Annotated in this window: 18 protein-coding genes and 1 other RNA gene; 4 read left to right on the forward strand and 15 right to left on the reverse strand. The window is 61.7% G+C overall.

Annotated features, from left to right (window positions below; genetic code table 11):
• Positions 1-20: 20 nt before the first annotated feature.
• The 6 genes from pheT to thrS form a co-directional block, all read right to left on the reverse strand.
• Positions 21-2,396 (reverse strand): phenylalanine--tRNA ligase subunit beta, encoded by a 2,376-nt coding sequence (gene pheT, locus QRM60_RS07130; protein WP_285445869.1) that lies wholly within the window; start codon positions 2,394-2,396, stop codon positions 21-23.
• A gap of 129 nt (positions 2,397-2,525) precedes the next feature.
• Complete coding sequence (gene pheS / locus QRM60_RS07135) at positions 2,526-3,536, reverse strand: phenylalanine--tRNA ligase subunit alpha (protein WP_042598467.1); 1,011 nt, start codon at positions 3,534-3,536, stop codon at positions 2,526-2,528.
• 299 nt (positions 3,537-3,835) lie between these two features.
• Positions 3,836-4,195, reverse strand: coding sequence for a 50S ribosomal protein L20 (gene rplT, locus QRM60_RS07140; protein ID WP_011037598.1), 360 nt, complete (start codon positions 4,193-4,195; stop codon positions 3,836-3,838).
• Positions 4,196-4,205: 10 nt separating this feature from the next.
• Positions 4,206-4,403, reverse strand: a complete 198-nt coding sequence (rpmI, locus tag QRM60_RS07145) for a 50S ribosomal protein L35 (protein ID WP_002811096.1) — start codon at positions 4,401-4,403, stop codon at positions 4,206-4,208.
• A 240-nt stretch (positions 4,404-4,643) separates the two neighbouring features.
• Complete coding sequence (gene infC, locus QRM60_RS07150) at positions 4,644-5,171, reverse strand: translation initiation factor IF-3 (protein ID WP_074052463.1); 528 nt, start codon at positions 5,169-5,171, stop codon at positions 4,644-4,646.
• A 63-nt stretch (positions 5,172-5,234) separates the two neighbouring features.
• On the reverse strand, positions 5,235-7,139 hold the full coding sequence (gene thrS, locus QRM60_RS07155) for a threonine--tRNA ligase (RefSeq protein ID WP_016944299.1): 1,905 nt from the start codon (positions 7,137-7,139) through the stop codon (positions 5,235-5,237).
• 329 nt (positions 7,140-7,468) lie between these two features.
• Here thrS and QRM60_RS07160 point away from each other — a divergent pair, with 329 nt between their 5' ends.
• Positions 7,469-8,593 carry a LacI family DNA-binding transcriptional regulator gene (locus tag QRM60_RS07160; RefSeq protein WP_014508157.1) on the forward strand — a complete coding sequence of 375 codons (1,125 nt, stop codon included), beginning with the start codon at positions 7,469-7,471 and terminating at the stop codon, positions 8,591-8,593.
• A 175-nt stretch (positions 8,594-8,768) separates the two neighbouring features.
• Here QRM60_RS07160 and QRM60_RS07165 read toward each other — a convergent pair whose 3' ends face one another.
• From QRM60_RS07165 to QRM60_RS07175, 3 genes are read right to left on the reverse strand one after another with little or no spacing between them, the layout of a single operon-like run.
• Positions 8,769-10,442 (reverse strand): alpha-amylase family glycosyl hydrolase, encoded by a 1,674-nt coding sequence (locus QRM60_RS07165; protein ID WP_193589176.1) that lies wholly within the window; start codon positions 10,440-10,442, stop codon positions 8,769-8,771.
• Positions 10,442-11,920: an MFS transporter gene (locus QRM60_RS07170; protein ID WP_115556307.1), complete on the reverse strand. Its 1,479-nt coding sequence runs from the start codon at positions 11,918-11,920 to the stop codon at positions 10,442-10,444. The genes QRM60_RS07165 and QRM60_RS07170 overlap by 1 nt, the downstream gene beginning before the upstream one ends.
• Positions 11,917-14,109, reverse strand: coding sequence for a Six-hairpin glycosidase-like protein (locus tag QRM60_RS07175; protein ID WP_285445870.1), 2,193 nt, complete (start codon positions 14,107-14,109; stop codon positions 11,917-11,919). The genes QRM60_RS07170 and QRM60_RS07175 overlap by 4 nt, the downstream gene beginning before the upstream one ends.
• A gap of 242 nt (positions 14,110-14,351) precedes the next feature.
• Here QRM60_RS07175 and QRM60_RS07180 point away from each other — a divergent pair, with 242 nt between their 5' ends.
• From QRM60_RS07180 to QRM60_RS07190, 3 genes are all read left to right on the forward strand, one after another.
• A complete protein-coding gene (locus QRM60_RS07180; RefSeq protein ID WP_285445871.1) occupies positions 14,352-16,430 on the forward strand; it encodes a glycoside hydrolase family 97 protein in 2,079 nt (692 codons plus the stop codon).
• A gap of 332 nt (positions 16,431-16,762) precedes the next feature.
• The gene (locus QRM60_RS07185) at positions 16,763-19,525 is read left to right on the forward strand and encodes a TonB-dependent receptor (protein ID WP_285445872.1); all 2,763 of its coding nucleotides are present in this window, start codon (positions 16,763-16,765) and stop codon (positions 19,523-19,525) included.
• 317 nt (positions 19,526-19,842) lie between these two features.
• Entirely contained in the window at positions 19,843-20,055 is a 213-nt protein-coding gene (locus tag QRM60_RS07190; RefSeq protein ID WP_228419158.1) for a hypothetical protein, read from the forward strand.
• 234 nt (positions 20,056-20,289) lie between these two features.
• Here QRM60_RS07190 and QRM60_RS07195 read toward each other — a convergent pair.
• From QRM60_RS07195 to QRM60_RS07220, 6 genes are all read right to left on the reverse strand, one after another.
• Positions 20,290-20,363: non-coding RNA, sX9 sRNA (locus tag QRM60_RS07195), on the reverse strand.
• 89 nt (positions 20,364-20,452) lie between these two features.
• Positions 20,453-22,069 carry an alpha-amylase family glycosyl hydrolase gene (locus tag QRM60_RS07200; protein ID WP_115556311.1) on the reverse strand — a complete coding sequence of 539 codons (1,617 nt, stop codon included), beginning with the start codon at positions 22,067-22,069 and terminating at the stop codon, positions 20,453-20,455.
• A 304-nt stretch (positions 22,070-22,373) separates the two neighbouring features.
• Positions 22,374-24,824, reverse strand: coding sequence for a VirB4 family type IV secretion/conjugal transfer ATPase (locus tag QRM60_RS07205; protein ID WP_115556312.1), 2,451 nt, complete (start codon positions 24,822-24,824; stop codon positions 22,374-22,376).
• 101 nt (positions 24,825-24,925) lie between these two features.
• Positions 24,926-25,237: a VirB3 family type IV secretion system protein gene (locus tag QRM60_RS07210; protein ID WP_115556313.1), complete on the reverse strand. Its 312-nt coding sequence runs from the start codon at positions 25,235-25,237 to the stop codon at positions 24,926-24,928.
• Positions 25,230-25,637: a TrbC/VirB2 family protein gene (locus QRM60_RS07215; RefSeq protein ID WP_115556314.1), complete on the reverse strand. Its 408-nt coding sequence runs from the start codon at positions 25,635-25,637 to the stop codon at positions 25,230-25,232. The genes QRM60_RS07210 and QRM60_RS07215 overlap by 8 nt, the downstream gene beginning before the upstream one ends.
• Positions 25,638-25,695: 58 nt before the next feature.
• Positions 25,696-26,517, reverse strand: a complete 822-nt coding sequence (locus QRM60_RS07220; protein ID WP_161962727.1) for a lytic transglycosylase domain-containing protein — start codon at positions 26,515-26,517, stop codon at positions 25,696-25,698.
• Positions 26,518-26,565: the final 48 nt, after the last annotated feature.

Below are 26,565 nucleotides of genomic sequence, written 5' to 3' on the forward strand. Positions count from 1 at the left end.
GCCAATCCCCTGTTACCGCCTCAACCCCGGATCCGGGCGCGATGTTCGCGCTCGATCAAGGCCACCACATCGGCGACGACCGCATCCACGTCCCGGTCGGTGAGAGTGCGCGAGTTATCCTGCAAAATCAAGCCCATAGCCAGACTCTTGAAACCTGGCTCGACCCCTTGGCCCACATACCGGTCGAACAACTGCACCTCGCGCAGCAACGGGCCGACGCTCGTGCGCACGCTTGCAGATAGCGCCGCCCAGCTCGCCGCATCGGGCACCAGGAAGGCCAGGTCGCGACGCACCGAGGGGTAACGCGACAGTTCGCCAGCACGTGGCAGCGCCCGCTTCACCAGCGGCGCAAGCTGCAGCTCGAACGCGATGACGTCCACGTCGATGTCCAGGGACTTGGCCAGGCGCGGGTGCACCTGGCCGATCCAGCCAATGCATACCCCATCGCGATAGATGTCGGCGGACCGGCCCGGGTGACCGAATGGCTGCGTGGACGGCTGGAATTCCAGCACCGCGCCACTGGCTGCAGCCAAGGCCAGCAAATCGCCCTTCAGATCGTGGAAATCGACCTTGCGCGCAGGCTCACCCCATTGCAGCGCCAGTGCATCGCCGCAGACAGCCGCAGCCACCTGCTGCGACTCGACCGGCGCATCGCCATTGCCTGCAGCGAAGAACACCTTGCCCAGTTCGAACAAGCGCACCCGCCCAACCTGCCGCGCAACGTTACGCCCCAGGGTGGCCACCAGGCCAGGCAACAACCGCGGGCGCATCACCGCAAGCTCGGCGCTCAGCGGATTGGCCAGCGGCACCACGCCATCGGTCAGTTGCCAGCGCTCCAGCAATGCGGCATCGACGAAGGCGTAGTTGATGGTTTCCTGCAACTCGCGCGCCACCAGCTGGCGGCGCACGCTGAGCTCGTCCAGCTGCGTTTCGCTGGGCATGGCGATGCGGCTGGCGCCACCAGGCAAGGTGGTCGGCACACGGTCGTAGCCGTGGATGCGCGCCAGCTCTTCGATCAGGTCCTCTTCGATCGCGATGTCGAAGCGGCGGCTCGGCGCCGTCACTTGCCAGCCGTCTGTAACCGTCTCGACCTGCATGCCCAACGCGGTCAGGATCCGCACCACGTCCGCATCGTCGATCTGGATACCGAGCACGCGAGCGATGCGCGCACGTCGCAACAGAATCGACGCCGGTTGCGGCAGATGCTGCGGTAGCGCGGCGTCCACCACCGGCCCGGGCACGCCGCCGGCCAGCTCCAGCACCAGGCGCGTCGCGACTTCGATCGCCTGCGGTGCCAGCGCCGGATCCACGCCACGCTCGAAACGATGACCGGCATCGGTGTGCAGACCAAGCTTGCGGCCGCGGCCCATGATCGCGGCCGGATCGAAATATGCCGACTCCAGAAACACATTGCGCGTGGTGTCGGTGACGCGCGTGTCCAGCCCGCCCATCAAGCCGGCCAGTGCCACCGGGCGATCTGCGTCAGTGATGGTGAGGAAGCTGTCGTCCAGCGTGACCTCACGGCCATCGAGCAATGCCAGTTGCTCGCCAGCACGCGAGCGCCGCACGCCAACCGGCCCATGCAGCGTATCCAGGTCGAAGGCATGCATCGGCTGGCCGAGCTCCAGCATCACGTACTGGGTGATATCCACCAGCAACGACACCGGGCGCACGCCACTGCGACGCAGACGCTCGGCCATCCACACCGGCGTGGTCGCCGCAGGATCGATGCCTTCGATCACACGCCCGCAATAGCGCGGCGCCTCGCTGCCGGCATTGAGCTCGACCGCGAGCGTGCGCGTCGATACAGGCGACACGGCGGCCGCGTCAAAGGCGACGACTTCGCTGGCGCAGGCAGCCGCCACGTCGAAGGCGATACCGCGCACGCTGAAGCAGTCGGCGCGGTTGGGGGTGAGCTTGATTTCGATGCTGGCATCGGGCAAACCGAGATACTCGGCCAGGGCCTGGCCCACCGGCGCATCGTCAGGAAGTTCGAACAGGCCCGAGGCATCGCTGTCCAGGCCAAGCTCCTTGGCCGAGCACAACATGCCATTGGACGCCACACCGCGCAGCTTGGCCGCCTTGATCGTCAGCTCGCCGATCTGCGCACCGACCAGGGCCAGTGGCGCGACCAGGCCAGCGCGCGCATTGGGCGCACCGCAGACGATCTGCAGCAACTCGCCCTGCCCCGCGTCGACGCTGCACACCTGCAGGCGATCGGCCTCCGGATGGCGCACCGCCGCGATGATCCGCGCCACCACCACCTGGCCCAGCGCATCACCCAGCGGCGTGACCGCTTCGACTTCCAGGCCAATGGCCGTCAGCGTCGCGGCAAGCTCCTCGCGGCTCGCCTGGATCGGAACGTGGCTGCGTAGCCAATTTTCTGAGAATTTCATTAGGAGCCGGGAAAAGAGAATAGGGAATCGGGAATCGCAACAGCGGGAGGTCTTCGGGGATCTGGAAGGTGAGCCAGGAGCGCGCTTGGCTGCTCCGATTCTCTATTCCCGATTCCCGATTCCCTGCCCTCAAGCAAACTGCCTGAGAAACCGCACGTCGTTTTCGAAGAAGGCACGCAGGTCGTTGACGCCATAGCGCAGCATCGCAAAGCGCTCGACGCCCAGGCCGAAGGCGAAGCCGGTGTAGCGCTCCGGATCGATGCCGACGCTGCGCAGCACGTTCGGGTGCACCATGCCGCAGCCAAGCACTTCCAGCCACCGGGTGCTGCCATCGGGCTGCTGCCAGGCGATATCCACTTCCGCGCCAGGCTCAACGAACGGGAAATAGCTGGGGCGGAAACGCATCTCGAAGTCGCGCTCGAAGAACGCACGCACGAACTCGGACAAGGTGCCCTTGAGATCGGCGAAGTTGGAATGCTCGTCCACCAGCAGGCCTTCGACCTGATGGAACATCGGCGAGTGGGTCTGATCCGAATCGGAGCGATACACCTTGCCGGCCGCAATCATGCGCAGCGGCGGGCCACTCTTGCTGGCCACGGCGGCGTCCATGTAACGCACCTGCACACCGGAGGTATGCGTGCGCAGCAGGCGGCCATCGCCGAAGTAGAACGTGTCGTGCATGGCACGCGCCGGATGATGCGGCGGGAAGTTCAACGCTTCGAAGTTGTGCCAGTCGTCCTCGATCTCCGGGCCGTCGGACAACTCGTAACCCAGCCGCGCAAAGATCTCGACGATGCGCTCCAGGGTCCGGGTCACCGGATGCAGACCGCCGCGCTCACCGCGTCGGCCGGGCAGCGTCACATCGATGCGCTCCCCTTCCAGACGGGCATCTAGCGCAGCGGTTTCGAGCACCTGTTTGCGCTCGGCCAGCGCCGTGGTCAGCGCATCGCGCGCCAGATTGATCGCCTCACCAGCCGCCTTGCGCTGGTCGGCCGGCAACGTGCCGAGCTGCTTGAGCTGGGCGGTGATGCTGCCGTTCTTGCCCAGCAGCGCGACGCGCAGCGTTTCCAGCTGGTCCGGCGTCTGCGCGGCAGCAACATCGGCCAACGCCTGCGCGGTCAGGGATTGAATCTCACTCATTGCCTTCGTGCCTCACCTGCTCAGCCGAACGAACTCCCGGACTGCACCGGGCCGCCTTGCACACCTGGAAGCCGCACCGCGCGTTGCTGCGGTGGCCGCTCCCTGAAACGCAAAAGGGGAAGGACTCGCGCCCTTCCCCCTGCATATCTGCGTTTCCCTCACCGAAGCCCTGCACACAACGATGCAATGACTTGCGGTGATCTGCCCTCTTCAACAACCCCACATAGTGTGGGTTGCTGCTGTGGACTCTCTCTTCAAGCGTCCGCACACAGGTGCGAGGCCTGCAGAGGGACCTGCATTTACGCTGCCAGCGCGCCCTTTGCTTTCTCGGCCAGCGCGGCAAAGCCGGCGGCGTCGTGCACGGCGATATCAGCCAGCACCTTACGGTCCAGGGTGATACCAGCCTTGAGCATGCCATTCATGAAACGGCTGTAGCTCAAGCCGTTGATGCGGGCAGCCGCGTTGATGCGGGTGATCCACAGCGAACGGAAATTACGCTTCTTCTGCTTGCGGCCGATGTAGGCGTACTGCTGCGCCTTGATGACTGCCTGCTTGGCAACGCGGAACACCTTGCGGCGTGCGTTGTAGTAACCCTTTGCCAGGGTCAGAATCTTCTTGTGGCGGCGACGCGCCTGTACGCCACGCTTTACTCGTGCCATGGGTCAGTCCTCAGAGGTAGGGAAGCATACGGTCAAGACGGCCAGCGTCCTCGGCACGGACGTGATTCGTCTGCCGCAGGTTGCGCTTCCGCTTGGTCGCTTTCTTCGTGAGGATGTGGCTACGGTTTGCGTGGCCGCACTTGTACTTGCCGGAGGCGGTCTTGCGGAAACGCTTGGCCGCCGCCCGGTTGGTCTTGATCTTGGGCATTGCTATGTCCTTGATGGTGTTTTGTCACTGACACGGGCGGCAGCCTTGTGGCCACGCTTTCCATCCTTGCCCTTGCCTGCTTGTAAGCCCTTGATCGAACACGATCAGGACAGGTCCTGGTACCGCTTGCACAGCTCCCCGGCAAAACCTGGCCGCGCAGTATGCCCGTTGCCGGGAATTCTTGCAAATCGTCGCTGTCGCCGCCTGGGCGGACCCTCTCGGGCCCGCCGCGGCGCAGGATCAGATCTTCTTCTTGGGCGCGATCATCATGACCATCTGCCGCCCTTCCAGGCGCGGGCGGGACTCGATGACGATGTCTTCGCCCAGATCGGCCTCGATCCGTGCCGCCATCTCGCGGCCCAGTTCCTGGTGGCTCATTTCGCGGCCACGGAAACGGATGTTGACCTTGACCTTGTCACCCTCTTCCAGGAAACGGCGCATGTTGCGCAGCTTGATCTGGTAGTCGCCCTCGTCCGTGACCGGACGGAACTTGAGTTCCTTGATCTCGACCTGCTTGGTCTTCTTCTTGGCCTCGTTGGCCTTTTTCTGCTGCTCGAACTTGAACTTGCCGAAATCCATGATCTTGCAGACCGGCGGATCGGCCTGCGGCTGGATTTCGACCAGATCCAGGCCTTCTTCCTCGGCCTTGGCGAGCGCTTCGTCGCGCGACAACACGCCGACCATCTCACCGTCACTACCGATCACGCGAACGCGCGGCACACGGATTTCTTGGTTCTTGCGGTTCTGTTTGTTGTCAGGGGTACTGATATTGCAATCTCCCAGGGGAATCGAACCGGCGCATCCGGATCATCCAGACCGGCCGGGGTTGGCTCACGCTGCCTGCTCTGCCTGCAGGCGCTCGATGAAGGCCGAAACCGTCATGGTTCCGAGGTCCTCTCCCGAACGCGTCCGCACGGCGACCGCGCCATTTTCCTTCTCGCGGTCACCAACCACGAGCAAATATGGCACGCGTTGCAGCGTATGCTCGCGAATCTTATAACCGATCTTCTCGTTACGCAAATCGGCGCTGACACGGAAGCCTTGATTTGCAAGGGTTTTCCGAACCGAGTCCACATATTCAGCCTGAGCGTCGGTGATGTTGGCGACAACGACCTGGACCGGAGCCAGCCAGGCCGGGAACGCGCCGGCGTGGTGCTCGATCAAAATGCCGATGAAACGCTCCATCGAACCGACGATCGCCCGGTGCAGCATGACCGGATGCTTCTTCTGGCTGTGCTCGTCCACGTACTCGGCGCCGAGACGGCCGGGCATCATGAAGTCGACCTGCATCGTGCCCAGCTGCCAGGTACGTCCGATCGCATCCTTGAGGTGGTACTCGATCTTGGGGCCGTAGAAGGCGCCCTCGCCCGGCAACTCCTGCCACTCCACGCCGCACACGCCCAGCGCGCTGCGCAGCGCGGCCTCGGCCTTGTCCCAGGTCGCATCGTCGCCGAGGCGCTTTTCCGGGCGCAGCGCGATCTTGATCTGGATGTCGTCGAAACCGAAGGCTGTGTAGACCGCCAGGGCCTGCTGATGGAAGGCGGTGACTTCGGCTTCGATCTGCGATTCCAGGCAGAACACGTGCCCGTCGTCCTGGGTGAAGCCACGCACGCGCAGGATGCCGTGCAGCGCGCCGGACGGCTCGTTGCGGTGGCAGGCGCCGAACTCGCCGTAGCGAATCGGCAGGTCGCGGTAGCTGTGCAGACCCTGATTGAACACCTGCACGTGGCCGGGGCAGTTCATCGGCTTGACTGCGTAGGTGCGCTTCTCCGATTCGGTGAAGAACATCGCGTCCTGGTAGTTGTCCCAGTGGCCGGATTTCTGCCACAGCGACACGTCCAGGATCTGCGGGCAGCGCACCTCGCCATAGCCGCTGTCGCGGTAGACCTTGCGCATGTATTGCTCGACCACCTGCCATAGCGACCAGCCCTTCGGGTGCCAGAACACCAGGCCCGGGGCCTCTTCCTGCAGGTGGAACAGGTCCTGCGCCTTGCCGATCTTGCGGTGGTCGCGCTTGTCGGCTTCTTCCATGCGCAGGATGTAGGCGTCGAGCTGCTTCTTGTCTGCCCAGGCGGTGCCGTAGATGCGCTGCAACTGCTCGTTCTTGGCATCGCCACGCCAGTAGGCGCCGGAGATGCGGGTCAGCTTGAAGGCCTTGAGGAAGCGCGTGTTGGGCACGTGCGGGCCGCGGCACATGTCCACGTATTCCTGGTGGTAGTACAGGCCCATCGCGGTGATGTCGTCGGACATGTCCTCGATCAGGCGCAGCTTGTACTCCTCGCCGCGCTGGGCGAACACCTCGATCACCTCGGCGCGCGGGGTGACCTTCTTGATCACGTCGTAGTCCTGCGCGATCAGTTGCTGCATGCGCTGCTCGATCGCCGCCATATCTTCGGGCGTGAACGGGCGCTCGCTGTAGATGTCGTAGTAGAAGCCTTCGGCAATCACCGGGCCGATCACCATCTTGACGTCCGGGTACAGCTGCTTGACCGCATGGCCGACCAGGTGGGCGCAGGAGTGGCGGATGATCTCCACGCCTTCGGCGTCCTTGGCGGTGATGATGCGCAGGCTGGCGTCATGTTCGATGAGATCGCTGGCGTCGACCAGCTGGCCGTCCACCTGGCCGGCGATGGTGGCCTTGGCCAGGCCGGCGCCGATCGACTGGGCGACCTGCATGACGGACACGGGAGCATCGAATTCGCGGCGGCTGCCGTCGGGAAGCGTAATGGTGATCATGGGCAACGATAGGGTCTGGTCTGGCCGCAGCCGGTGGCTGCTGCAGTGAGAGATCCGTCCACGCAGGGACAGGCTCGAAAGGGTCAGGCGAAGAAGTCAGGCGCAAAAAAAGCGCCGCGCGGGCGCCTTGCGGTCTGGCGCCGGTCGGGATCAGCGGTGGGCAGGGCTAGTGCTCATGTCGCACGCTCGGCCGGCGCGGGGCGCGGGCCACCTTCTCGCAAGGGTGTCTGAGGCGAATGGTAAACCAATCAGCGGGCCGATGCGCGTGGCAGCACGGGCCCGGCGGGCGCATGGCATGATGCCGGCCACTTGTCCTGCCGTTGCCGATCATGACCATCAAGGGTAAAGCCACCTCGCTGGATATCGCCTACCTGGCCGGCGTCTCGCAACCGACCGTTTCGCGCGCCCTGCGCGGCAGCCCGATGGTGAACGAGGACACCCGTCAGCGGATCCTGCGGATTGCCCGCGAGCTGAACTACAAGGTCGACAAGAACGCCTCCTCGCTGCGGCTGCGCAACGCCGGCACGCTGGCGCTGCTGTTCTTCGAAGACCCCACCGCCGATGACTCGCTGATCAACCCGTTCTTCCACTCGATGCTGGGCTCGATCACCCGTGCCTGCGCGCTGCAGGGCTACGACTTGCTGGTGTCGTTTCAGCAGCTGTCCAAGGATTGGCAGGCCGATTACGAAGACAGCAACAAGGCCGACGGCATCATCCTGCTCGGCTACGGCGATTATCAGGAATCACGCCAGAGGCTGCAGCTGCTGGTCGAACAAGGCACGCACTTCGTACGCTGGGGCGCGGCGCTGCCGGGCCAACCGGGTATTTCGATTGGCAGCGATAACTATCAGGGCGGGCTGGACATCACCGAGCACCTGCTCGCGCAGGGCTGCCGGCGGATCGCATTTCTCGGCCACGCCTCCAACCATTACCCGGAGTTCGAGGAGCGTTATCGCGGACATGTCGCGGCGTTGGCGCTGCAGGGTGTGGCGGCGGATGCCGCGCTGCAGTTCGATGCGATCACCACCGAGCTGTCCGGTTACACCGCGTGCCTGGCGCTACTCGACAGCGGGCAGGCGTTCGACGCGGTGTGCGCGGCCAGCGATTTGATTGCGATCGGCGCGATGCGGGCGCTGCGCGAGCGCGGGCTGCGCGTGCCGCAGGACGTGGCCGTCAGCGGCTTCGACGACATCGCCCTGGCTGCCTCGGTGGCGCCAGCGCTGTCGACCGTGCAACAGGACACCAAGCAGGCCGGCGCCCTGTTGGTCGAAAGCCTGGTGGCGCTGATTCGTGGCGACGCTGCACAGAGCCGCACAATTCCAGTTCGGCTGGCGGTGCGCGAGTCGTCGACCAGCAGCGGCTTGCAGCCGCCGCTGGGGTGGAACCCGTCGACGGCTGCGGAGTCCAGCGATGGGCTGCGCGGGAAGGCGGCGAGCGGAAACGCGACGCGCTGAGATTCGGGAATCGGGAATCGTTGGAGCATGCGTCGCTGGCAACCCGGATGAACCGCGTTCGGTTGTTGCTCGCGGCCAGCTGACGTTCTATCGCAGCTCACTGATGCCTGTGTAGGAGCGCACTTGTGCGCGATGAGGCGTCACCGATAACGCCGCATCGCGCGCTAGCGCGCCCCTACTTGTTGCGTGCATCGCGCGCGGCCTGGTCCGCCATCTGTGCGTCCAGCTGCTTACGTAGGGCGACGTCGGTCACCGGCGCATCCGACAGCAGCACGCGTACGCCATGCGCCGGCACCTGCAGCGTCACGCGACCTTGCACCTGCACCTGCTCGCCACTGAAGGCGTCGCGCCAGCTGCCGGGCTGCAGCAAACGGGACACCGCAATGTCCGCCGCCGCGTCGCCCTTGTTGAGCAAGACCAACGCGGTCTGCGTCATGCCCGCATGCTGGTAAACGCGCAGGAACGCTGCCTGGTTGCCGCGCAACTGCAGATCCACCTGCACGCCGCGCTGCAGGGCCGGGGTATTGCGCCGCAAGGTCGCAATGCGCTGCAGTGGGCCGAAGATCGGACTCTGCGGTGCGTTGCGGACGCGCTCTTCGCCAAAATAATTGCGATTACCCGCGTGTTCGGCGCGCCCGCGCATGAAGCCGGCTTCCGAGCCGTAATAGATCACCGGAATGCCGCGCGCGGTGAACAACCAATTGTGCGCATCGATGAAGCCGGTATCGCTGGCATCCAGGCGCGCCATGTCGTGGTTGTCGTAGAAGCTCATCAACTCGTACGGGTTGGCATACGGGCCTTTGCGCAGATACAGCGGCGTGGCGAGCTGTTCGAAGCCAGCCTGTTTCTGGCCGAACACGGCGGATAGCTGCTGTTTGAGCGGAAAGTCCAGCACGCTGACGCCGGCGTTGCGCGCCCAGGTGTGGCCGGCGATCTTGGCCGGGTCGTAATCGAAGGCTTCGCCAAACATGAAAAAGCCCGGGCGTTTCTCACGGATCCGCGCCACGAAGGCATGCCAGAAGCGGTCCGGCATCCAGCCGATGGTGTCGATGCGAAACGCATCGGCGCCCTGCTCCATCCACTGCAGGTAGGCACCGGCCAGATAGTCCAGCACGGCCGGATTGTTTTCATTGAGGTCCGACAATTCCGCCAGGCCGCCGCCGGTGTTGTAGAACGCGTGCAACGGGTTGTGCGCCGGGTCCAGCTGTGCGGGTGCGAGGTTCTGATGATCGGCAACCAGGCGGCCCTGTGCGTCGTAGAGCTTGCCAAACCCGGGCTGCGCCACCGGCATGCTGTAGGCGGGCGAGCCGTGGTTGCCGACGATATCCAGCACCACCTTCAGGTCATTGGCGTGCATGGCGCGTGTGAACCCGGCGAAATCCAGGCCAGGGCTGGGGAGATGTTCGTCGAGCCTGTAAAAATTGACGCCCCAATAGCCGTGATAACCGGTCTTGCCGTGATCGCTGAGCGTGCTCTCGCAGGTGATGGGCTTGCCACCGGTGAACGCTTCGTCCGGGTTGTCGACAATCGGGGTGATCCACACCGCGCCAAAGCCGAGGCCGCGAATGTAGTCGCCATGATCGACGATGCCCTTGAAGTCGCCGCCGAGGTAACCGATGTTGTCGCCCACGCCGCCGTCGCACGGTGTGGGCACATCGAAGCTGCGATGTGCGCCGCCCTGGTCGCGGTGATCGTTGCCCAGGTCGCCATTGACGAAGCGATCGGTGACCACGAAATACACCGCATCGGCGGCGAACGGTTCCAGGGTGCCGTAGTAATCACCGGGTGCAGGCGCAGCGCAGGCTGCTCCCGAACAAAGCACCATGACTGCCATCAAGACGCTGCGCATCATTGCCCTCCCTGGGCGACGGGGACCCGCACCACGCACACACCGGCCACGATCAGGCTTAAGCCGCCGATCGCCAGCGCGTAGATCGGTTGCCCGCCCAGCCACACGCGGAGCACGAAGCCCAGGGCGCTGGCGGCAACCAATTGCGGAATCACGATAAAGAAATTGAAGATGCCCATATACACGCCCATCTTGGCGGCGGGCACGCTGTCGGAGAGCAGCGCATAGGGCAAGGACAGGATCGAGGCCCAGGCAAACCCAACGCCCAGCATCGACAGCAGCAGCCAGTGCGGGTCGCGGATGACCAGCATCGACAACAACCCCGCCGCACCCAGCCACAGGTTGCACAGGTGGCTACAGCGCAGCCCGATCGCACGTACCATCAGCGGGATGACGATGGCGGCGAGCGCGGCAAAGCCGTTGTAGGCGCCGAACAACACACCCACCCAGTTCGCCCCGTCGTTGTAGGCGGCCGACACGGTATCGCGTGCGCCGAAATGCACCTGCGTCACTGCCGCGGTGGTGTAGATCCACATCGCAAACAGGGCAAACCACGAAAAGAACTGCACCCACGCCAGGCGCCGCATCGTCTGCGGCATGTGGCGCAGATCGTGCATGATTGCCACCAGCATGCCGCCACGCGGCAGCACGCGCGCCAACGTCAGCAGTGCGCCGTACGCGACGCACAGGCCCGCCAGCACGTACAACATGCGATCGCCGTGCTGCCAGGCGATGGCAGCGGCCAGCAGCAACCCGCCCAGACACCACAGCACGCTGGCCTGCAGGCTGGGTTGATCGGTGGCGGCCAGTTGCGCGGCGGCCGGTGCCGGCGCCGGTTCAAATGCCGCCAGCTCGGCCGGGCTGTATTCGCGTGTGCGCAGCACCGTCCAGCTGATCGACAAGAACAACACCGCCGCACCTAGATAGAACGCGTAGCGCACGCTGTCGGGCAGCTCGCCAGCAGGTGCAGTGTTGTCTACGCCCCAGCGCGTCAGCAGCCAGGGCAGAAAGCTCGCCACGATCGCGCCGACGCCAATGAAAAAGCTCTGCATCGCGTAGCCGCTAGGGCGTTGCTCGGCCGGCAGCTGGTCACCGACCAAGGCGCGAAATGGCTCCATCGAAATGTTGATGGACGCATCCAGCACCCACAGCGTACCGGCTGCGATCCACAGCGCCGGCGCGTTGGGCATCACCAGCAACGCCAGCGTGGTGAACACCGCACCGATCATGAAGTACGGCCGGCGGCGGCCCCAGCCGGTCCAGGTGCGGTCGGAGAGATAGCCGATGATGGGCTGCACGATCAGCCCGGTCAGCGGCGCGGCAATCCACAGCCCAGGCACATCGTCGACCTGCGCGCCCAGCGTCTGGAAGATGCGGCTGGCATTGGCGTTTTGCAGCGCAAATCCGAACTGGATGCCGAGGAATCCAAAGCACATGTTCCAGATCTGCCAGAAACTCAGCGTTGGCTTGGCCTTCATGGCGCCGCCTCCACCGCGGCGACCGGCCCGACCAGCAAGGCGCTCACCGTGGCTTGATTCCGCACACCATCCTCACCGCCGCGCCCGCCGTTGTACGCGGCAAAATGCGCAAGTGCGCTCATGTTGAAGCCTTCCTCCAGACGCAGCGTGCAGCGCTGCAGTGCCGGCACATCGAACACCACGTGCGTGGACACCTGCTCACCCACGCTGTGCGGCATCACGATGGTGCGGGTCTGCGGCGGATGGCCCGGGCACTCCAGCCGCAGCCGTTTCACCGCCGCGGTGACGCCGGTATTGATCGGGCCGTTGTCATTGCGATACCGCAGTGCGATGCGATGACGCCCGGCACGTGCGGGTTGCCACGCCCACTGCGCAGCGCCGGGCAGCGCCTGCATCGGGCCAACGGTGACCGTGGGGCTATGCAGTGACTCCAGACCGTCAGCGCGACGGGTCAGGCTGAGGTCGTGCAGCAGGCCGTCGTCGCTCAGGTCAAACCGTGTGCTGGCCTTTACCGCGCGGCCATCCAGATACAGCGTGGTGCCGGCAGGAATGGCAACGCGCAGGCCATCGCCATGCGGTTGAACATGCGGCGCAGGCGGCATTTCCGGCGCGAATACCTGGGCGGGTCGCGGTGGTGCCTGCATCTCCGCGGCACGGCCAACCAGTTGCACACGCGTGGTCTGCCCTTGGTGTTCGATGCGCCCGGCGACCAGCAGATCGCCATCAACATCGCGGCCTTCGGGGCGTACCAATACGTAGCGCCGCGCACCCTGTTCAAGCACGATCTGGGCACGGTCGCCGAACAATAGCGGCACCAGCGAACGCGGCAGCTTGGGCGTCACACTGCCATCGGCAGCAACGCCGAACACGCCTTCCAGCACCGCCGACAGGTACCCGGCCACCGACCACAGCTGCCGTGGCGAATTGACCACCGGGCCGCTGCGTGCCCCCTCCTCCACATGCACGGCGAGCGACTGCATCTCGTAGTTTTCCATGTTGGAACCGGCCAACGCGCTTGCGCGCATCAGCGATTCCAGCTCGAGTGCAATCCGCGGTGCGTTGTCGAGCGTGCGTGCGGCGCGCAGCGCATAGGCACTGACAAACGGCCACACCGCGCGGTTGTGATAGATCGGCTGCATGCGTTCCTGCGGCCACACCACGGGCGTGCCACCGGCCACGGCCGGATAGCGGCGCATCGCCTCACGCGCGCGTTCGGGGGGAAACACATCGGCCAACACACCCAGCGACAGCCCCAGCATGTCCACCTTGGCGTAGCGCACCGGGTGCGCCGCACTGCCGAGGTAGCTGACGTACTGCTGCTGTGTTGCGTCCCAGAAACGTGTATCGATGGCCTGCCGTAGTTGCGCGGCCCAGCGCGCATATTCGCTGGCGCGCGCATCGCCACGCTGCCGCGCCAGCTGCTCGGCCAGGCGCAGGGCCTGGTAATGCAGCACATTGGTCGACAGCGCGAAGGATTCGGCGATGAAGCGCACATCCTCGCGCGTCCATGCAGGATAGGTCTGCTCGCGCCAGTCCAGGAACGAGGTTTCGCCGCGATAAAGACCCATATCCGCATCGAAGACCGCATCGCGGTCCTGTGCTACGGTGGCTTGCAACGCGGCCCAGACTTCGTCGGCAAACGCGCGATCATCGAGCAGGCCGCGTGCGGCCAGAAACCACACCACGCGGTCGCTGCTGATCGGCCAACTGCCACCGGAGCCGGTGTCCTGCGCAACAAACAGGCCCGGCGTGCGCCCATCGCGCGCCTGCGACAGCTTGAATCGCAGCGAGGTGCGGGTGCGCTCCGGTTCCAGCCGCGCCAGCGCGAGATCGGCGGCAAAGCTCACATCGCGCGTCCACACATACGGCCAGCGCTCGCCGGTTTCAAAGCACGCGCAGGCTACCGGCTTGCCGTGATTGAAAGCGGGATCGCGGATCGCCTCCACGCGGTCGTCGGCCAGCTCCTGTTGCGCCAGCGCGAACAACCCATCGAACAACGGGCTGGCGGTGTCTGTGCGCATCGGTTGTGCGGGGATGCGCCGTTCGCCCTGCGGCCAGCGCAACAAAAAGCCACCATCGTCCAACGCCTGCGCTTGCGCCCGGCGTCCTTGAAACTCCAGTTCATCGGCCGCTACCGGCGAACTTGCGGCGACGCCCAGCGTCGCTGCCATGCAGATCATCTTCAGCATCGAAGCGGCGAGACAGCTTGCGCCGTCGGCCTCCCTCCCTCGTTGCACGCGTTGTGATGCGTGGCAGTGCCTGCCACGGCCGCGGCCCCTCCCAGGTACCGTGGGCAACATGGTAGTGCCGCACTCCACGGTTCCGCACCCCTGCATACGTATTCATGGCCACACGCCGCATGCAGCACAACGCCTGCACGCAACGGCGCGGCATAGTCGGCGCTTGTGCAACGGTGACCTTGGGAGGGGATATGCCGCTGTCTTCGCGTCGAGCACGCTCGACATTGGGTGCCGCGTGGATCGCGCGCCTGCTGGTGATCGCCACACTGGGCGGCGCCGCTGCCACTGCCCAGGCCGAGGATGCGATCGACGTCGCCTCGCCCGGCAAGATTTTGCAGGTGACAGTGGAAGTGGATGGCGGCACACCGTATTACCGTGTGCAGCGGCTGGGCGAAGCGGTGGTGGAGCGCTCGCGGCTGGGATTTCAGCTGCGCGATGGGCGCCTGGATCGCGGCCTGCAGGTGCTGTCGCAGGCGCGCAGCAGCCACGATGACACCTGGGAACAAGCCTGGGGCGAAACCCGGCTGGTGCGCAACCACTACAACAAATTGCGCGTGAGCCTTGGCGAGCGCGAGGGCGCGCAACGGCGCTTCGATGTGATCGTTCGTGTGTACGACGACGGGCTCGGCCTGCGCTATCACTTCCCTGCGCAAGCCGGGCTGCGCGAAGCCATCATCGACGAAGAAGTCACCGAGTTCGCCATTGCGCAGCCTTCCGAAGCGTGGTGGATTCCCGCCGGCGAGCCCATCCACTACGAATACCTGTATCAGCGCACGCCACTGAACGAAGTGGCGCTGGCGCACACGCCGCTCACGCTGCGCAGCCGCAATGGGCTGCACGTGGCACTGCACGAAGCCGCGTTGGTGGACTACGCCGGCATGTGGTTGCGCCGCACTGAAGGGCAGCGGCTGCGTGCACACCTCTCGCCCGCCGCCGAGGGCTGGAAGGTACACCGCACCCTGCCCTTCGATACCCCATGGCGCACACTGCAGATTGCCGATCAGGCCACCGGCCTGGTCGAATCCAACCTCATTCTCAACCTCAACGAACCAAACGCCCTGGGCGATGTGAGCTGGGTCAAACCGTCCAAATATGTCGGCGTGTGGTGGTCGATGCATCTCAACCAGCAGACCTGGGCCACCGGCCCGAAACATGCTGCCACTACCGCCACGACCAAACGCTACATCGACTTCGCCGCCGCACACGGCTTTCGCGGTGTGCTGGTGGAAGGCTGGAATCCCGGCTGGGACGGCGAGTGGTTTGGCAATGGCGGCAGCTTCGATTTCACCAGAGCAACGCCAGATTTCGACCTGCCAGCGTTGAGCCACTACGCCGCCGGCAAGGGCGTGCATCTGATCGGCCATCATGAAACGGGGTGTGCGGTGGACCATTACGAAGATCAGATTGCCGAAGCGATGGATCTGTATGCCCGTTTCGGCGTGGATTCGGTCAAGACCGGCTATGTCTGCGACGACGGCCAGGTGGAGCGGCGCAATCCGGCCGGTGGCACGCCATTGCGCGAATGGCACGACGGTCAGTGGATGGCGCGCCATCACCTGCACGTGGTGCAGGAGGCGGCCGAGCGCCACCTTGCAGTCAATGCGCACGAACCGATCAAGGACACCGGCCTGCGCCGCACCTATCCCAACTGGATCTCGCGCGAAGGCGCGCGTGGCATGGAATACAACGCCTGGGGCCAGCCACCCAATCCGCCCGAACACGAAGTCAACCTGGTGTTCACTCGCCTGCTCGCCGGGCCCATGGATTACACGCCCGGCATCGTTAGCCTCAAGGGCCGCAATGGCCAGGCGATTCCCAGCACGCTGGCACGCCAGCTGGCTTTGTACGTGACGCTCTACAGCCCGATCCAGATGGCGGCCGATCTGCCCGAGCATTATCTGCAGCACCGCGATGCGTTCCGTTTCATTGAGGATGTGGCAGTGGACTGGGACCAGACCCGCGCGTTGAATGGCGAGGTGGGCGACTACGTCACCATTGCGCGCAAGGACCGGCATAGCCGCGACTGGTTCCTGGGCAGCATCACCGACGAACATGGCCGCCTGTTGCAAGTGCCACTGGGGTTTCTGGAACCGGGCGTGCGCTATCGCGCGCAGATCTACCGCGATGGCGACGACGCCGACTACGTGCACAACCCGTTCGCCTTTATCCGCGAGGAACGCCAGGTCAGCAGCATCGACACGCTGGAACTGCGGCTGGCACCCGGTGGTGGCCAGGCGATTCGCTTCGTGCCGATGGAGTCAGCACGCTGATGCAGCTGCTGCGCGGGCATGACTTGCCCGCGCAGTGCTGCCATCGGTTGCACCAAGCGCCTTGCTGGCCGGCGTTTGCAACCTGCAGCCTTCGCTGCAGCGCAGCGCAGCGCAGCGCAAGCACTCGCCACTCGATGACGCATCAGTGGAATCGATTTCAGCAGCGTAATCGCCGTTGAATACGTATGCAGGCCGCGTTTGCATGCAAGCGCGGTGTCTACCATACGTTGCAGTCGCGTAGTGCGTGATCGCCGTCCTGGCGCGCGATGCAGCACATCCAGGCAATTGCCGGATCAAAACATCAAAGAACAACATGTACCTGGGAGGGGAAAATGTTGAACCACAAGCGCACCGCGCTGAGTATCGCCATGGCAGTTGCCATGGCACCGACGTTGGCCGCCGCACAAACGGCAGCCCCGTCAGACGCACCCGCCAGCACCGAGCAGAACGCCGGTGCAGTGACCGAATTGGACAAGGTGCAGGTCACCGGCCTGCGCCGCGCGATCGAAGGCGCCATTTCGGTCAAGCGTGATTCCACCTCGATCGTGGAAGCCATCTCGGCCGAAGACATCGGCCGCCTGCCCGATGTGAGCATTGCCGAATCGCTGGCGCGCCTGCCTGGCCTGGCCGCGCAGCGCGTCGCCGGCCGCGCTCAGGTGATCAGCGTCCGTGGCCTGTCGCCGGATTTCTCCACCACCCTGCTCAACGGCCGGGAAGTGGTCAGCACCGGCGACAACCGCAGCGTGGAGTTCGACCAATACCCGTCCGAACTGGTCAGCGGCGTCACCGTGTACAAGACGCCTGACGCCGGTCTGGTTGGCCAGGGCCTGTCGGGTACCGTGGACATGCAGACCGCCCGCCCGCTCAGCTACAACGAGCGCGTGATCGCCATCGGTGGCCGCTACCAGCGCAATTCGCTGGGCAAGGCCGCCAACGTGGACCCGTACGGCAACCGCTTCAACGTCAGCTACATTGATCAGTTCGCCGACCGCACCATCGGCCTGACCATCGGCTACGCACATACGGACATGCCGATCCAGGAAAACCAGGTCGGCCTGTACGAGCCTTGGCAGCAAGTCAATTCCCAGCGGCAGCGCCCGGGCGTCGCAGACGGCGTGTATTTCTCTGACGGCATCAAGGCGTTGCGCCGCACCGGCAACCAGAAGCGCGATGGCGTAATGGCGACCCTGCAGTACCGCCCGTCCAACGCCTGGACCAGCACCCTGGATGCCTTCCACACCGAAGCCGAGCAGATCGATACCGCCAATCAGTTCGAGCTCAACCTCAGCAACTACAACGGCGGTTACACGCCGGGCCTGAACATCACCGACGTGCGCGTCAACGACCGCAACACGTTTCTCGGCGGTAACGCCAGCGGCGTGTACCCGCTGGTGCGCGGCATGTACAACAAGCGCGAAGACAAGATCGACGCATTCGGCTGGAACAACGAAATCACCGCAGGCGCGGTCAAGATCATCGCCGATCTCAACTACTCCAAGGCCACGCGCGACGAACTGAATCTGGAGAACAATCTCCAGCTCGCGCCGATGCCGCAGCTGGACACCGTTGGCGTGGCGGTGAACGGCAATGGCTTCTCGCAACTCAGCCCGGGCCTGAATTATTCCAACCCCGATGCGCTGTTCCTCACCAACACCATCTATGGCTCCGGCTACGGCAAGGTGCCGCGGGTGGAAGACGTGCTCAAGGGCGCGCGCCTGCAGGCCAGCTTCCCGATGCCCGAAGCACTGAGCTGGTTCTCCGATCTGGACGTGGGCGTGAACTACGCGCACCGCGAAAAGCAGAAGACCCAGCCCGAAGGCAACATCACGCTCGGCGCGCAGGGCGAAGCCACCGTGGCTGCCGACCTGCAGTACGCCCCGGTCAATCTGGGTTTTGCCGGCATCGGCGCCCTGCCCGCCTGGAACGTGCCGGCCACGGTCTCGCGCTACATGCTGTTCAACCCCAGCGATGACGCATCGTTCCTGGTCTCCAAGGCCTGGACGGTCGAAGAAAAGATCACCACCGCCTGGCTGCGCGCCAACCTGGATACTGAGTGGGGCGTGGTCGGCGTGCGCGGCAATATCGGTGTGCAGCTGCAGAGCGCCGATCAATCCTCGCAGGCCAATTACTGGGATGCCTCGCAGCCGGTCGGCAGCGAAGTGCGGCCCATCGACGACGGCAAGACCTACCGCGACTGGCTGCCCAGCCTGAACCTGGCGTTCCAGTTCCCGTATGAGCAGACCTTGCGCTTCGCGTTGGCCAAGCAGGTCGCACGCCCGCGCGTGGACCAACTGCGTGCGTCGCTGGAATTCGGCGTCGACACCTCCACCGGCCGGCCCGGTGCCAGCGGCGGCAACCCGATGCTCGACCCGTGGCGCGCCAACGCGCTGGACATCTCCTACGAGAAGTACTTCGCCGACCGCGCCTATGTAGCGGCCGCGTTCTTCTACAAGGACCTCAAGAGCTACATCTACACCCAGAGCCGCGACAACTACGACTTCTCCGCACTGGTGGCCGGCTACGTGCCACCGCCGGGCTCTGCACCGGTGCTGACCACCGGCACCTTCAGCGCCCCGTTCAACGGCAAGGGCGGCACCCTGCGCGGGCTGGAACTCACCGCCTCGCTGCCGCTGGACCTGGTGTTCGCCCCGCTGGAAGGCTTCGGCATCCAGGCCAGCGCCACCTTCAACGACAGCGACGTGCAGATCCGCGACCCGGAAAGCGCCTCCAGCGTCGGCGACGGCGCCATCAGCCTGCCCGGCCTCTCCAAGCGGGTGTACAACCTCACCGCCTATTACGAGCACAAGGGCTTCGAGGCACGCGTAAGCCAACGCCGGCGTTCGGACTTCATCGGCGAGATCGGCAACTTCAACGGCAACCGCACACTGCGCTACGTGGTCGGCGAGAACATCACCGACGCGCAGATCAGCTACAACTTTGCCGACACCAGCAGCCTGGCCGGCCTGACCCTGCTACTGCAGGCCAGCAACCTCAGCAACTCGCCGTACCGCACCTACGCAGAAACCAAGGACCGCCCGCTGGAATACATCGAATGGGGCCGCACCTTCGTGCTGGGTGTGAATTACAAGTTCTGAGTGGCTGGCATCACGTGCGTGGGACCAAGCGCCTGAAGCGCCAGCGCGATCTGGGCTGCGTATCGCAGCCCAGATCCGCCGGCCACATTGGAAGACGAACGACACAGCGCAAGCTGCAGCGATCACAAGCCGCAGCAATACAAGCCCCTCTCCCACCGGGAGAGGGGTTGGGTTGAGGGTACGGGACAGCCACTTCGGGACAGATCGCAAAGTAGCGCTCACGATCGACATTGCTTTTGACGAAGCAAGCAACGATCGGACAATCAAACGCGTCACGCCGAATGACATTTCCATTTCGCCCCCCGCATAAAAGACCCGTGGAGATCAAACCGGCGAGTCTTTCTTTGAAAGTCTTCGCAACTAATCAACATCATGAAATTGTGCAGGCCAACTTGCAGCGCATACACACCTGCACAATCCACACACCGAAAATCACCGGCATAAAACCGGCTTTCATACCGCGCGCCGCACACATGCGCTTTGCACCACGCTCACAAAGGCAGCAGGGTGTTTTTAAGGAAGAACCGTAGCGAGTCGCCGCCGGCCATAACACCGCGTGCAAGCAAAGCCAGCTGACGGATCGGAAGGCGCTTCAGAAACCTAGCCATTCCTGATGACGCCTGCTACTCAACAATGAGATGGAATGCCACGGCAGCGATTATCGAACGACCTACTAGCGCGCAAGACAATCGGCGTGCAACGAAAACAGAGCGGCATCGCAGAGAATGTCGCTCCGCTTGCAAAACCCTCTCAAGCCTAAGAGCGGCTAACAAAACGTAGCGAGCAGTTGTCAGGTGGGGCGGACGGCGCGGAGGAACTGGAGTGTACGTGGGTACATGCCGATTCCGAGCACCGGCCGCGCCCGCCTGGCGGCTGCGCAGTAGCTTTGATAGCTGCTCCAAGCCGAGAGGTTTCAGCTACGCTTACTCAGCCACGACCTACAGCAGCAACGACCGCATGCCCGGCCAGCCGTAGGTGTCCGCCCTCCATCGCCCCAAGCTCGACACCAGGTACATCGATCTGCTCCCACTCGCCGGTAGGCAAGGCCACGTCGGCAGGATCGGCGGACAGATTGAATGCCAACAGCACAACCTGGCCGGCGTGTTCGCGGCGGAACATCAGCACCGGTTCGGCCGTGTCGTAGAAAGCGATGGATCCCTCACGCAACGCCGGCATCTCCTTGCGCCAAGCTAGAAAAGCCCGTACTGCTCTCAACACGGAATGCGCATCGTCCTGTTGCACGCTCACAGCTGCGGCACGATGCGACGCAGCTAACGGCAGCCACGGCTTGCCACTAGTGAATCCGGCAGATGGCGCGTCGGTCCACGGCATCGGCGTACGGCAACCATCGCGGCCCTTGAAGGTCGGCCAGAAGGTAATCCCATACGGATCCTGCAGGTCCTCGAACGCCACCTCTGCCTCACTGAGCCCGAGCTCTTCGCCCTGATACAAGCAAATCGAGCCACGCAACGAACACAGCAGCGCCACCACCATCCGCGCGAACGCCGGCGTCGCCTGCGCCCCACCCCAGCGCGTTACCGCGCGCACTACGTCGTGATTGGAAATGGCCCAGCATGGCCAGCCTTCCAACATGGTGGCCTCGAGCCGGCTTACGGTGTCGCGGATGTAGGCAGCGCTGTAATCCTGCACCAGTAGCTCGAAGCTGTAGCCCATATGCAAGCGGCCCTTGGCGGTGTATTCGGCGGTGGTCGCCAGCGAATCTTCCGACGAAATCTCGCCCAGGCTCACCGCACCCGGGTAGCTGTCCAACAGCCCGCGCAGCCGCTCCAGAAACGGCAAATTTTCCGGCTGCGTGTTGTTGAAGTAATGATACTGGTAGGCGTAAGGATTGTCCGCGCTGAAGCCGCGCCCCACTCGCTTGTCTGCCGGCTTGGCCGGGTTATCGCGCAGTTGCGCGTCGTGAAAGCAGAAGTTGATCGCATCCAGACGGAACCCATCCACACCGCGATCGAGCCAGAACCGCACGTTATCGAGCGTGGCCTGCTGCACCTCGGCGTTATGGAAATTGAGATCGGGCTGGTCCACCAGAAAGTTGTGCAGGTAGTACTGCTCACGCCGCGGCTCCCACTGCCATGCGACCCCACCAAACAACGACAGCCAGTTGTTCGGCGGCGTTCCATCCTCGCGCGGATCGGCCCACACGTACCAATCAGCCTTCGGGTTGCTCCGGTCCTGTCGGCTCTCCTGAAACCACGCATGTGCGATCGAGGTATGGCTCAGCACCTGATCGATCATCACCTTCAACCCAAGGCCATGCGCCTTCTCGAGCAAGCGATCAAAATCGGCCAACGACCCGAACAACGGATCCACGGCGCGATAGTCCGCGATGTCATAGCCGAAATCAGCCATCGGCGACTTGAAAAACGGCGAAATCCAGATCGCATCTACGCCCAGCCCGGCGATGTAGTCGAGCTTGGCAATGATGCCCGGCAGATCGCCTACGCCATCCCCATTGGAATCCAGAAAACTACGTGGATAAATCTGATAGATGACGGCCCCGCGCCACCATGGTGTCTGCGACATATACGCCCCTCCCGGGCAAATGGGGGCGCGAGAAAGAGCGCCCAGCCAAGAGCGTTAGCGTAGCTGGGCAACTGAGGGAGAGCGTGTGCGTGCATACGTATTCATAGGCAAATATTTCTGCATGAATAGTTCGTCGCAGTTAAACACGCAGATAAAGCTATGCACATTCATGCACCCGACAGTCCGATAGGCTCACCCATCAACCAAGACAACTTCAATCCTCGTCTTCTTTAAGCACGTAGTTGCCTAAATGAAAACGAATGATTAGGAAAAACGCAGCTAACGGATATTTTTATACCACCAGTTATGCAGGATCTTCCACTGCTTTGTCCCTATTACGCTTGCCCGAGCCCTTGCGGTTGGCGTAAAAATCATTCAACCATTGCTCTGGAGTCAACTGATCCATACTCACCCCAAGCTGACCCGCCTTGCGCAAGAGGATTCCTTGCATGATTTCGATGTTATCGGTCGACGATGAAATCACCGATAGCGCGTCGTCCATGCCACGAAGGTTCAGCTGGCACACGGCTGATGCGTGCCCTTGTTTAACCAAAAAACACCGTGAACGCTCATCGAGCGATACAACAACTTGATACTCGGCATCAGTGAGTTTGAGCCCTTCCATATAGTCATCACGGCTCGCGCTTGGATTTGGTAAAAGTATCATTGTAGCGGTCTGCTCGATCAGCGCGGCGGCGATGTCGCTTGCCAACGCATCTTCTGGGCTCTGTGTAGCGAAAATTCCCAGTCCATTCTGCTTACGGATAGTCTTTTGTTTATTTTTAGCAAAATCCTTTAGCCCGCCCTTTCCGTCTAGGATCTTCCAGAACTCATCCATCACATAGATCAGCGGACGCCCGTCGATCAGCGCCTCAAGCCTATGCAGTAGGTAGTTAATTACCGGAACACGCACTTCAACATTATCGATCACATCGGTATAATCGAAACCGATGATAGAGGCACGCGTCAAATCGATGGTATCTACCGGGTTGTCAAACACCCATCCCAGCGAGTTTCCAGCCGTCCACCGACGCAAGCGTGCATAAAGTCCGTCGTCGCCCATGTTAGGTAGACTCTTGCGAAAGTTGCTCATGCTTCGCAGGTGCATCGGCGTGTCCAGCATACCCTCTACCGCGCGGTAAATATCTTCCTCTTCACGAGAGCTATATTCGGCCTTCCCCCCCAGCACCTTAATAAGCTCAGCAAGAAATTGTGTATTTGACTCGTTACGCTCACATTGAAACGGGTTAAAGCCCGTTGGCGCACCGTTCTCTAATGCCAAATAATTACCACCGCAAGCGCGCACAAAAATTTCGGCACCGCGATCTTTATCAAAAAAGAAAATCGTCGGAACGGGGTCAAACTTCTGAACTTGGCTTAACAAGAAATTGATGAGTGCGGTCTTACCCGTGCCTGATTTACCAATCACCATTGTATTGGCAATGGCTTTCTCGCCCAAGGAGTTTTCTGCAGGATGAGTAGCGTGAAAATTAAAATAGTACGGTTGGCCATTGGTTGTTTGCAGTGTAGTAACACAATCACCCCATGGATTGTTGTGCTGTTTTCCCTGAGCGAAGTTGTGCAGCGGGGAAAGTCCTAGGAAGTTAAGTGAACTCAGGTTGGCAATGCGAGTCCGGAAACGCCAATTGCCAGGCAATTGTGCATAGAATGAGGAGGTTATCGCCAGATCCTCCTTCGAAGAGACAAAGCCAGCGTTAGAAAGCTCCGCACGCGTAGTTGCGATCTGCCTGCCAAGCTTTTCCTGACTATCTGCATAGACGGCAAGAGTAAAGTGATACTCGCCCAATACGAAGTTTCCGGATGCCACATCGTCCATTGCCAAGTCTAGATCGCGGATCTGGCTAGAAGATTTGTCGCCAGAAGAAATCATCATGCCCTTGGTGCGCTCAAGCACTTTCAATGCATCATGGCGACCGACCGGGCTGAACGAGTGCGTAACCACATACTCGAAGTCCAAGTATTTAAGCCCATTAAGTATCCCGGGATACGTGCCATCCGCATATTCCTTAACATTAAGGATAGCGCCAAAATGATTTACACCATCAGGCGTGCGAATAACGAAATCACCAGTCTTATTTGCAAACATATGCTTACTTACTGGCAAATAAGCGGATACCGGTGCCTGCAGAACTGGCACAGGCTCGTCGATTCGATTCAACAGGTACCCGAGAAACTCAAGCGCTTCTGAAAAAACAATTCCGTTCTTTGCCTCATACATGCTCAAACGATAAGGCGAATAGTCTTTAAGAACCGCCTCCACATTTGTTGCAAGCTCTACTACCTTCGCAATAGCCTGTTCCTCCTCAACACGAATCTTCTCCGGATTGCCAGACTTTTCAACAAATCGGCGACCAGCGATCACGGGACGATAAATCATGCTGAAATACAACTCGTTTTGCATGATTTTCTGAGACGACAGCGCTGAATAATACTCATCGGACAATGTCTGATTGAACGATTGTTTGAAACGGCTCGTATTGCCGATCTTGCGACGACGGCGAACATCATGAACCCAAAACGCCACATTCGCGAAGTCTGGGGCACGCAACGTCTGCACTAGTCGATTGAAAGTATTATGCCTCTGTTCAAGCTCAAATTCGTCGCGCCCGACGAACGGCAGACCTGCCAAATGCCAGATTAACAGATAGTCACCACCAGTTGTCTTTAGAACTGAAGGCGCTACATGCGTCGAAATGGAGACAAATTCGCTAATCGGGCTATCTGGACTAAACATTTTCTCACCAAGTTGAGAATAAGCAACGCAATAAAACGGCAGACCAAACGCCAACCCCATGCAGCTTTCGCGCGCATGGGGTTGGTCAAGTGGCTAGTTATTCACCTAGGCCTTCCGGGAGGATTTTTGCGATATTCATTTGGATTAAATACCCACATCCCCGAATAACGCTGAACATTACGAACACGCATACGAAAAATCCAACGCAAACCCAGCAACCTGAAAATCATTTCATCACGCCTAGCCATTTGGCGCATGACAAAAATAATAACGGGAATAGTTAGAAGAAACCAGAGATTGATATACATTCCCAGCAACAAACCGCCGCCAGCGCCTATGAAGAATGGGATATAAGGCACCCCCAAAAACATCGCTGGACGAGTGCAGCCGCGGAATAGCACGTCTTTATGCATAATACTGGATTAATTGAATTAAGCCTGTAGTCACGTCACCCTTACACGTATTGCTTCCACGGTCACCAATAATCATGTTAGCCACTTGACCCGCGGCACCAATAAGCACACCACCTATAAGAATTGGTGAAACCTCTGAAATACGCTTATGAGCAAATGCAATCTGGTATCCTGCAACAATTACCGCAATCGTTACCACGGCAACCGAGCCCATCGTCAGAAGGCTATTAATATTGCCCAGAAAGCCACAAACCTTGGTGTCTGTATTTGCTAGATCGGGGGTCTGAGCGAACGCTCCGCTAGCGAGTATTAATGACGAGGTAAAGACAATCGCCTTTAATGCCTGCATTCCGATCATCTTTACATCTGCAGCCGTTTTTTTGTCGATTTCAAATTTCATTAATTATCTCCTTAAGAGCAGGGGGCTGGCAGCCAGTCCTTGGCGAATCATTCGTCCATCAAAAAACAAAAGCGGAGTCTATCTGGGGCATGGCGTGCATCGGTCGATCTGGTGCCACGCTGGCAGGCGGATGATTCCGCAAAGCTGGGGCCTGCTGCACAGCCGCAGGAACGGCAACTCCCCTTCCTTGCCCAGTTGCCTTAACAACGTATAGTTCATCATCCGCTGAATGCTCTGTGGTCAATTGGGAAGGCGGTACTTGAGTTGGCACAGCCATCGACAGCATAGGACTTTGCTGTGAATTTTCTGTGCGTCTGGGAATCGACAGATCCTGGATCCGACGTGCCACGATAGCATCAGCCAGCTCAGTGGCTGTCTGACGTAGAGGATTTTCAACACGGACCTTGATTGGGCGATTTGGCATCACTGCGATCGCCTCTGCACCCGAAGACGCCACAGACTGGCGAATAGAGGCATAAATTTTTTGAACATAACCATGCTTGAAACCGGTTTCGAAATTGCCGGAGTAGTAGCAACTGAACGATTTGCCCCAATTAGCACCGGATCGCGAGTGACACTCGGCTAGGATCTTGGACGCAGCCACCAGGTTGGGGCACTTGGCAAATGCCATCTCATAACTAGTGAGCCCGTATTTCTGCAGGTTGTAGCGATTTACCTGGCCAAGCCCTAAGGAGAAGTTGTACCCCTTCTGTTCCAGCATCTTTGCCGTGGCCACGGCTTCTTCCAGTCCACGCGGTTCGCGTACCAGCCTGCCGCCAACTACGCCGATAGCGTACGGATTGCGCGAAGACTCAACGCGAACGACGTGCTGCATGACCTCGCCGGGAACGGCGAGTCCAGTACACCCCATCAATTCCATGCCCGGTAGCATAGGTGTCTCCTTAAAACTGGATGTGAGTCCAACATT

This window comes from Xanthomonas sp. fls2-241-TYG-148, from assembly GCF_030208815.1.
Lineage (GTDB): Bacteria > Pseudomonadota > Gammaproteobacteria > Xanthomonadales > Xanthomonadaceae > Xanthomonas > Xanthomonas campestris.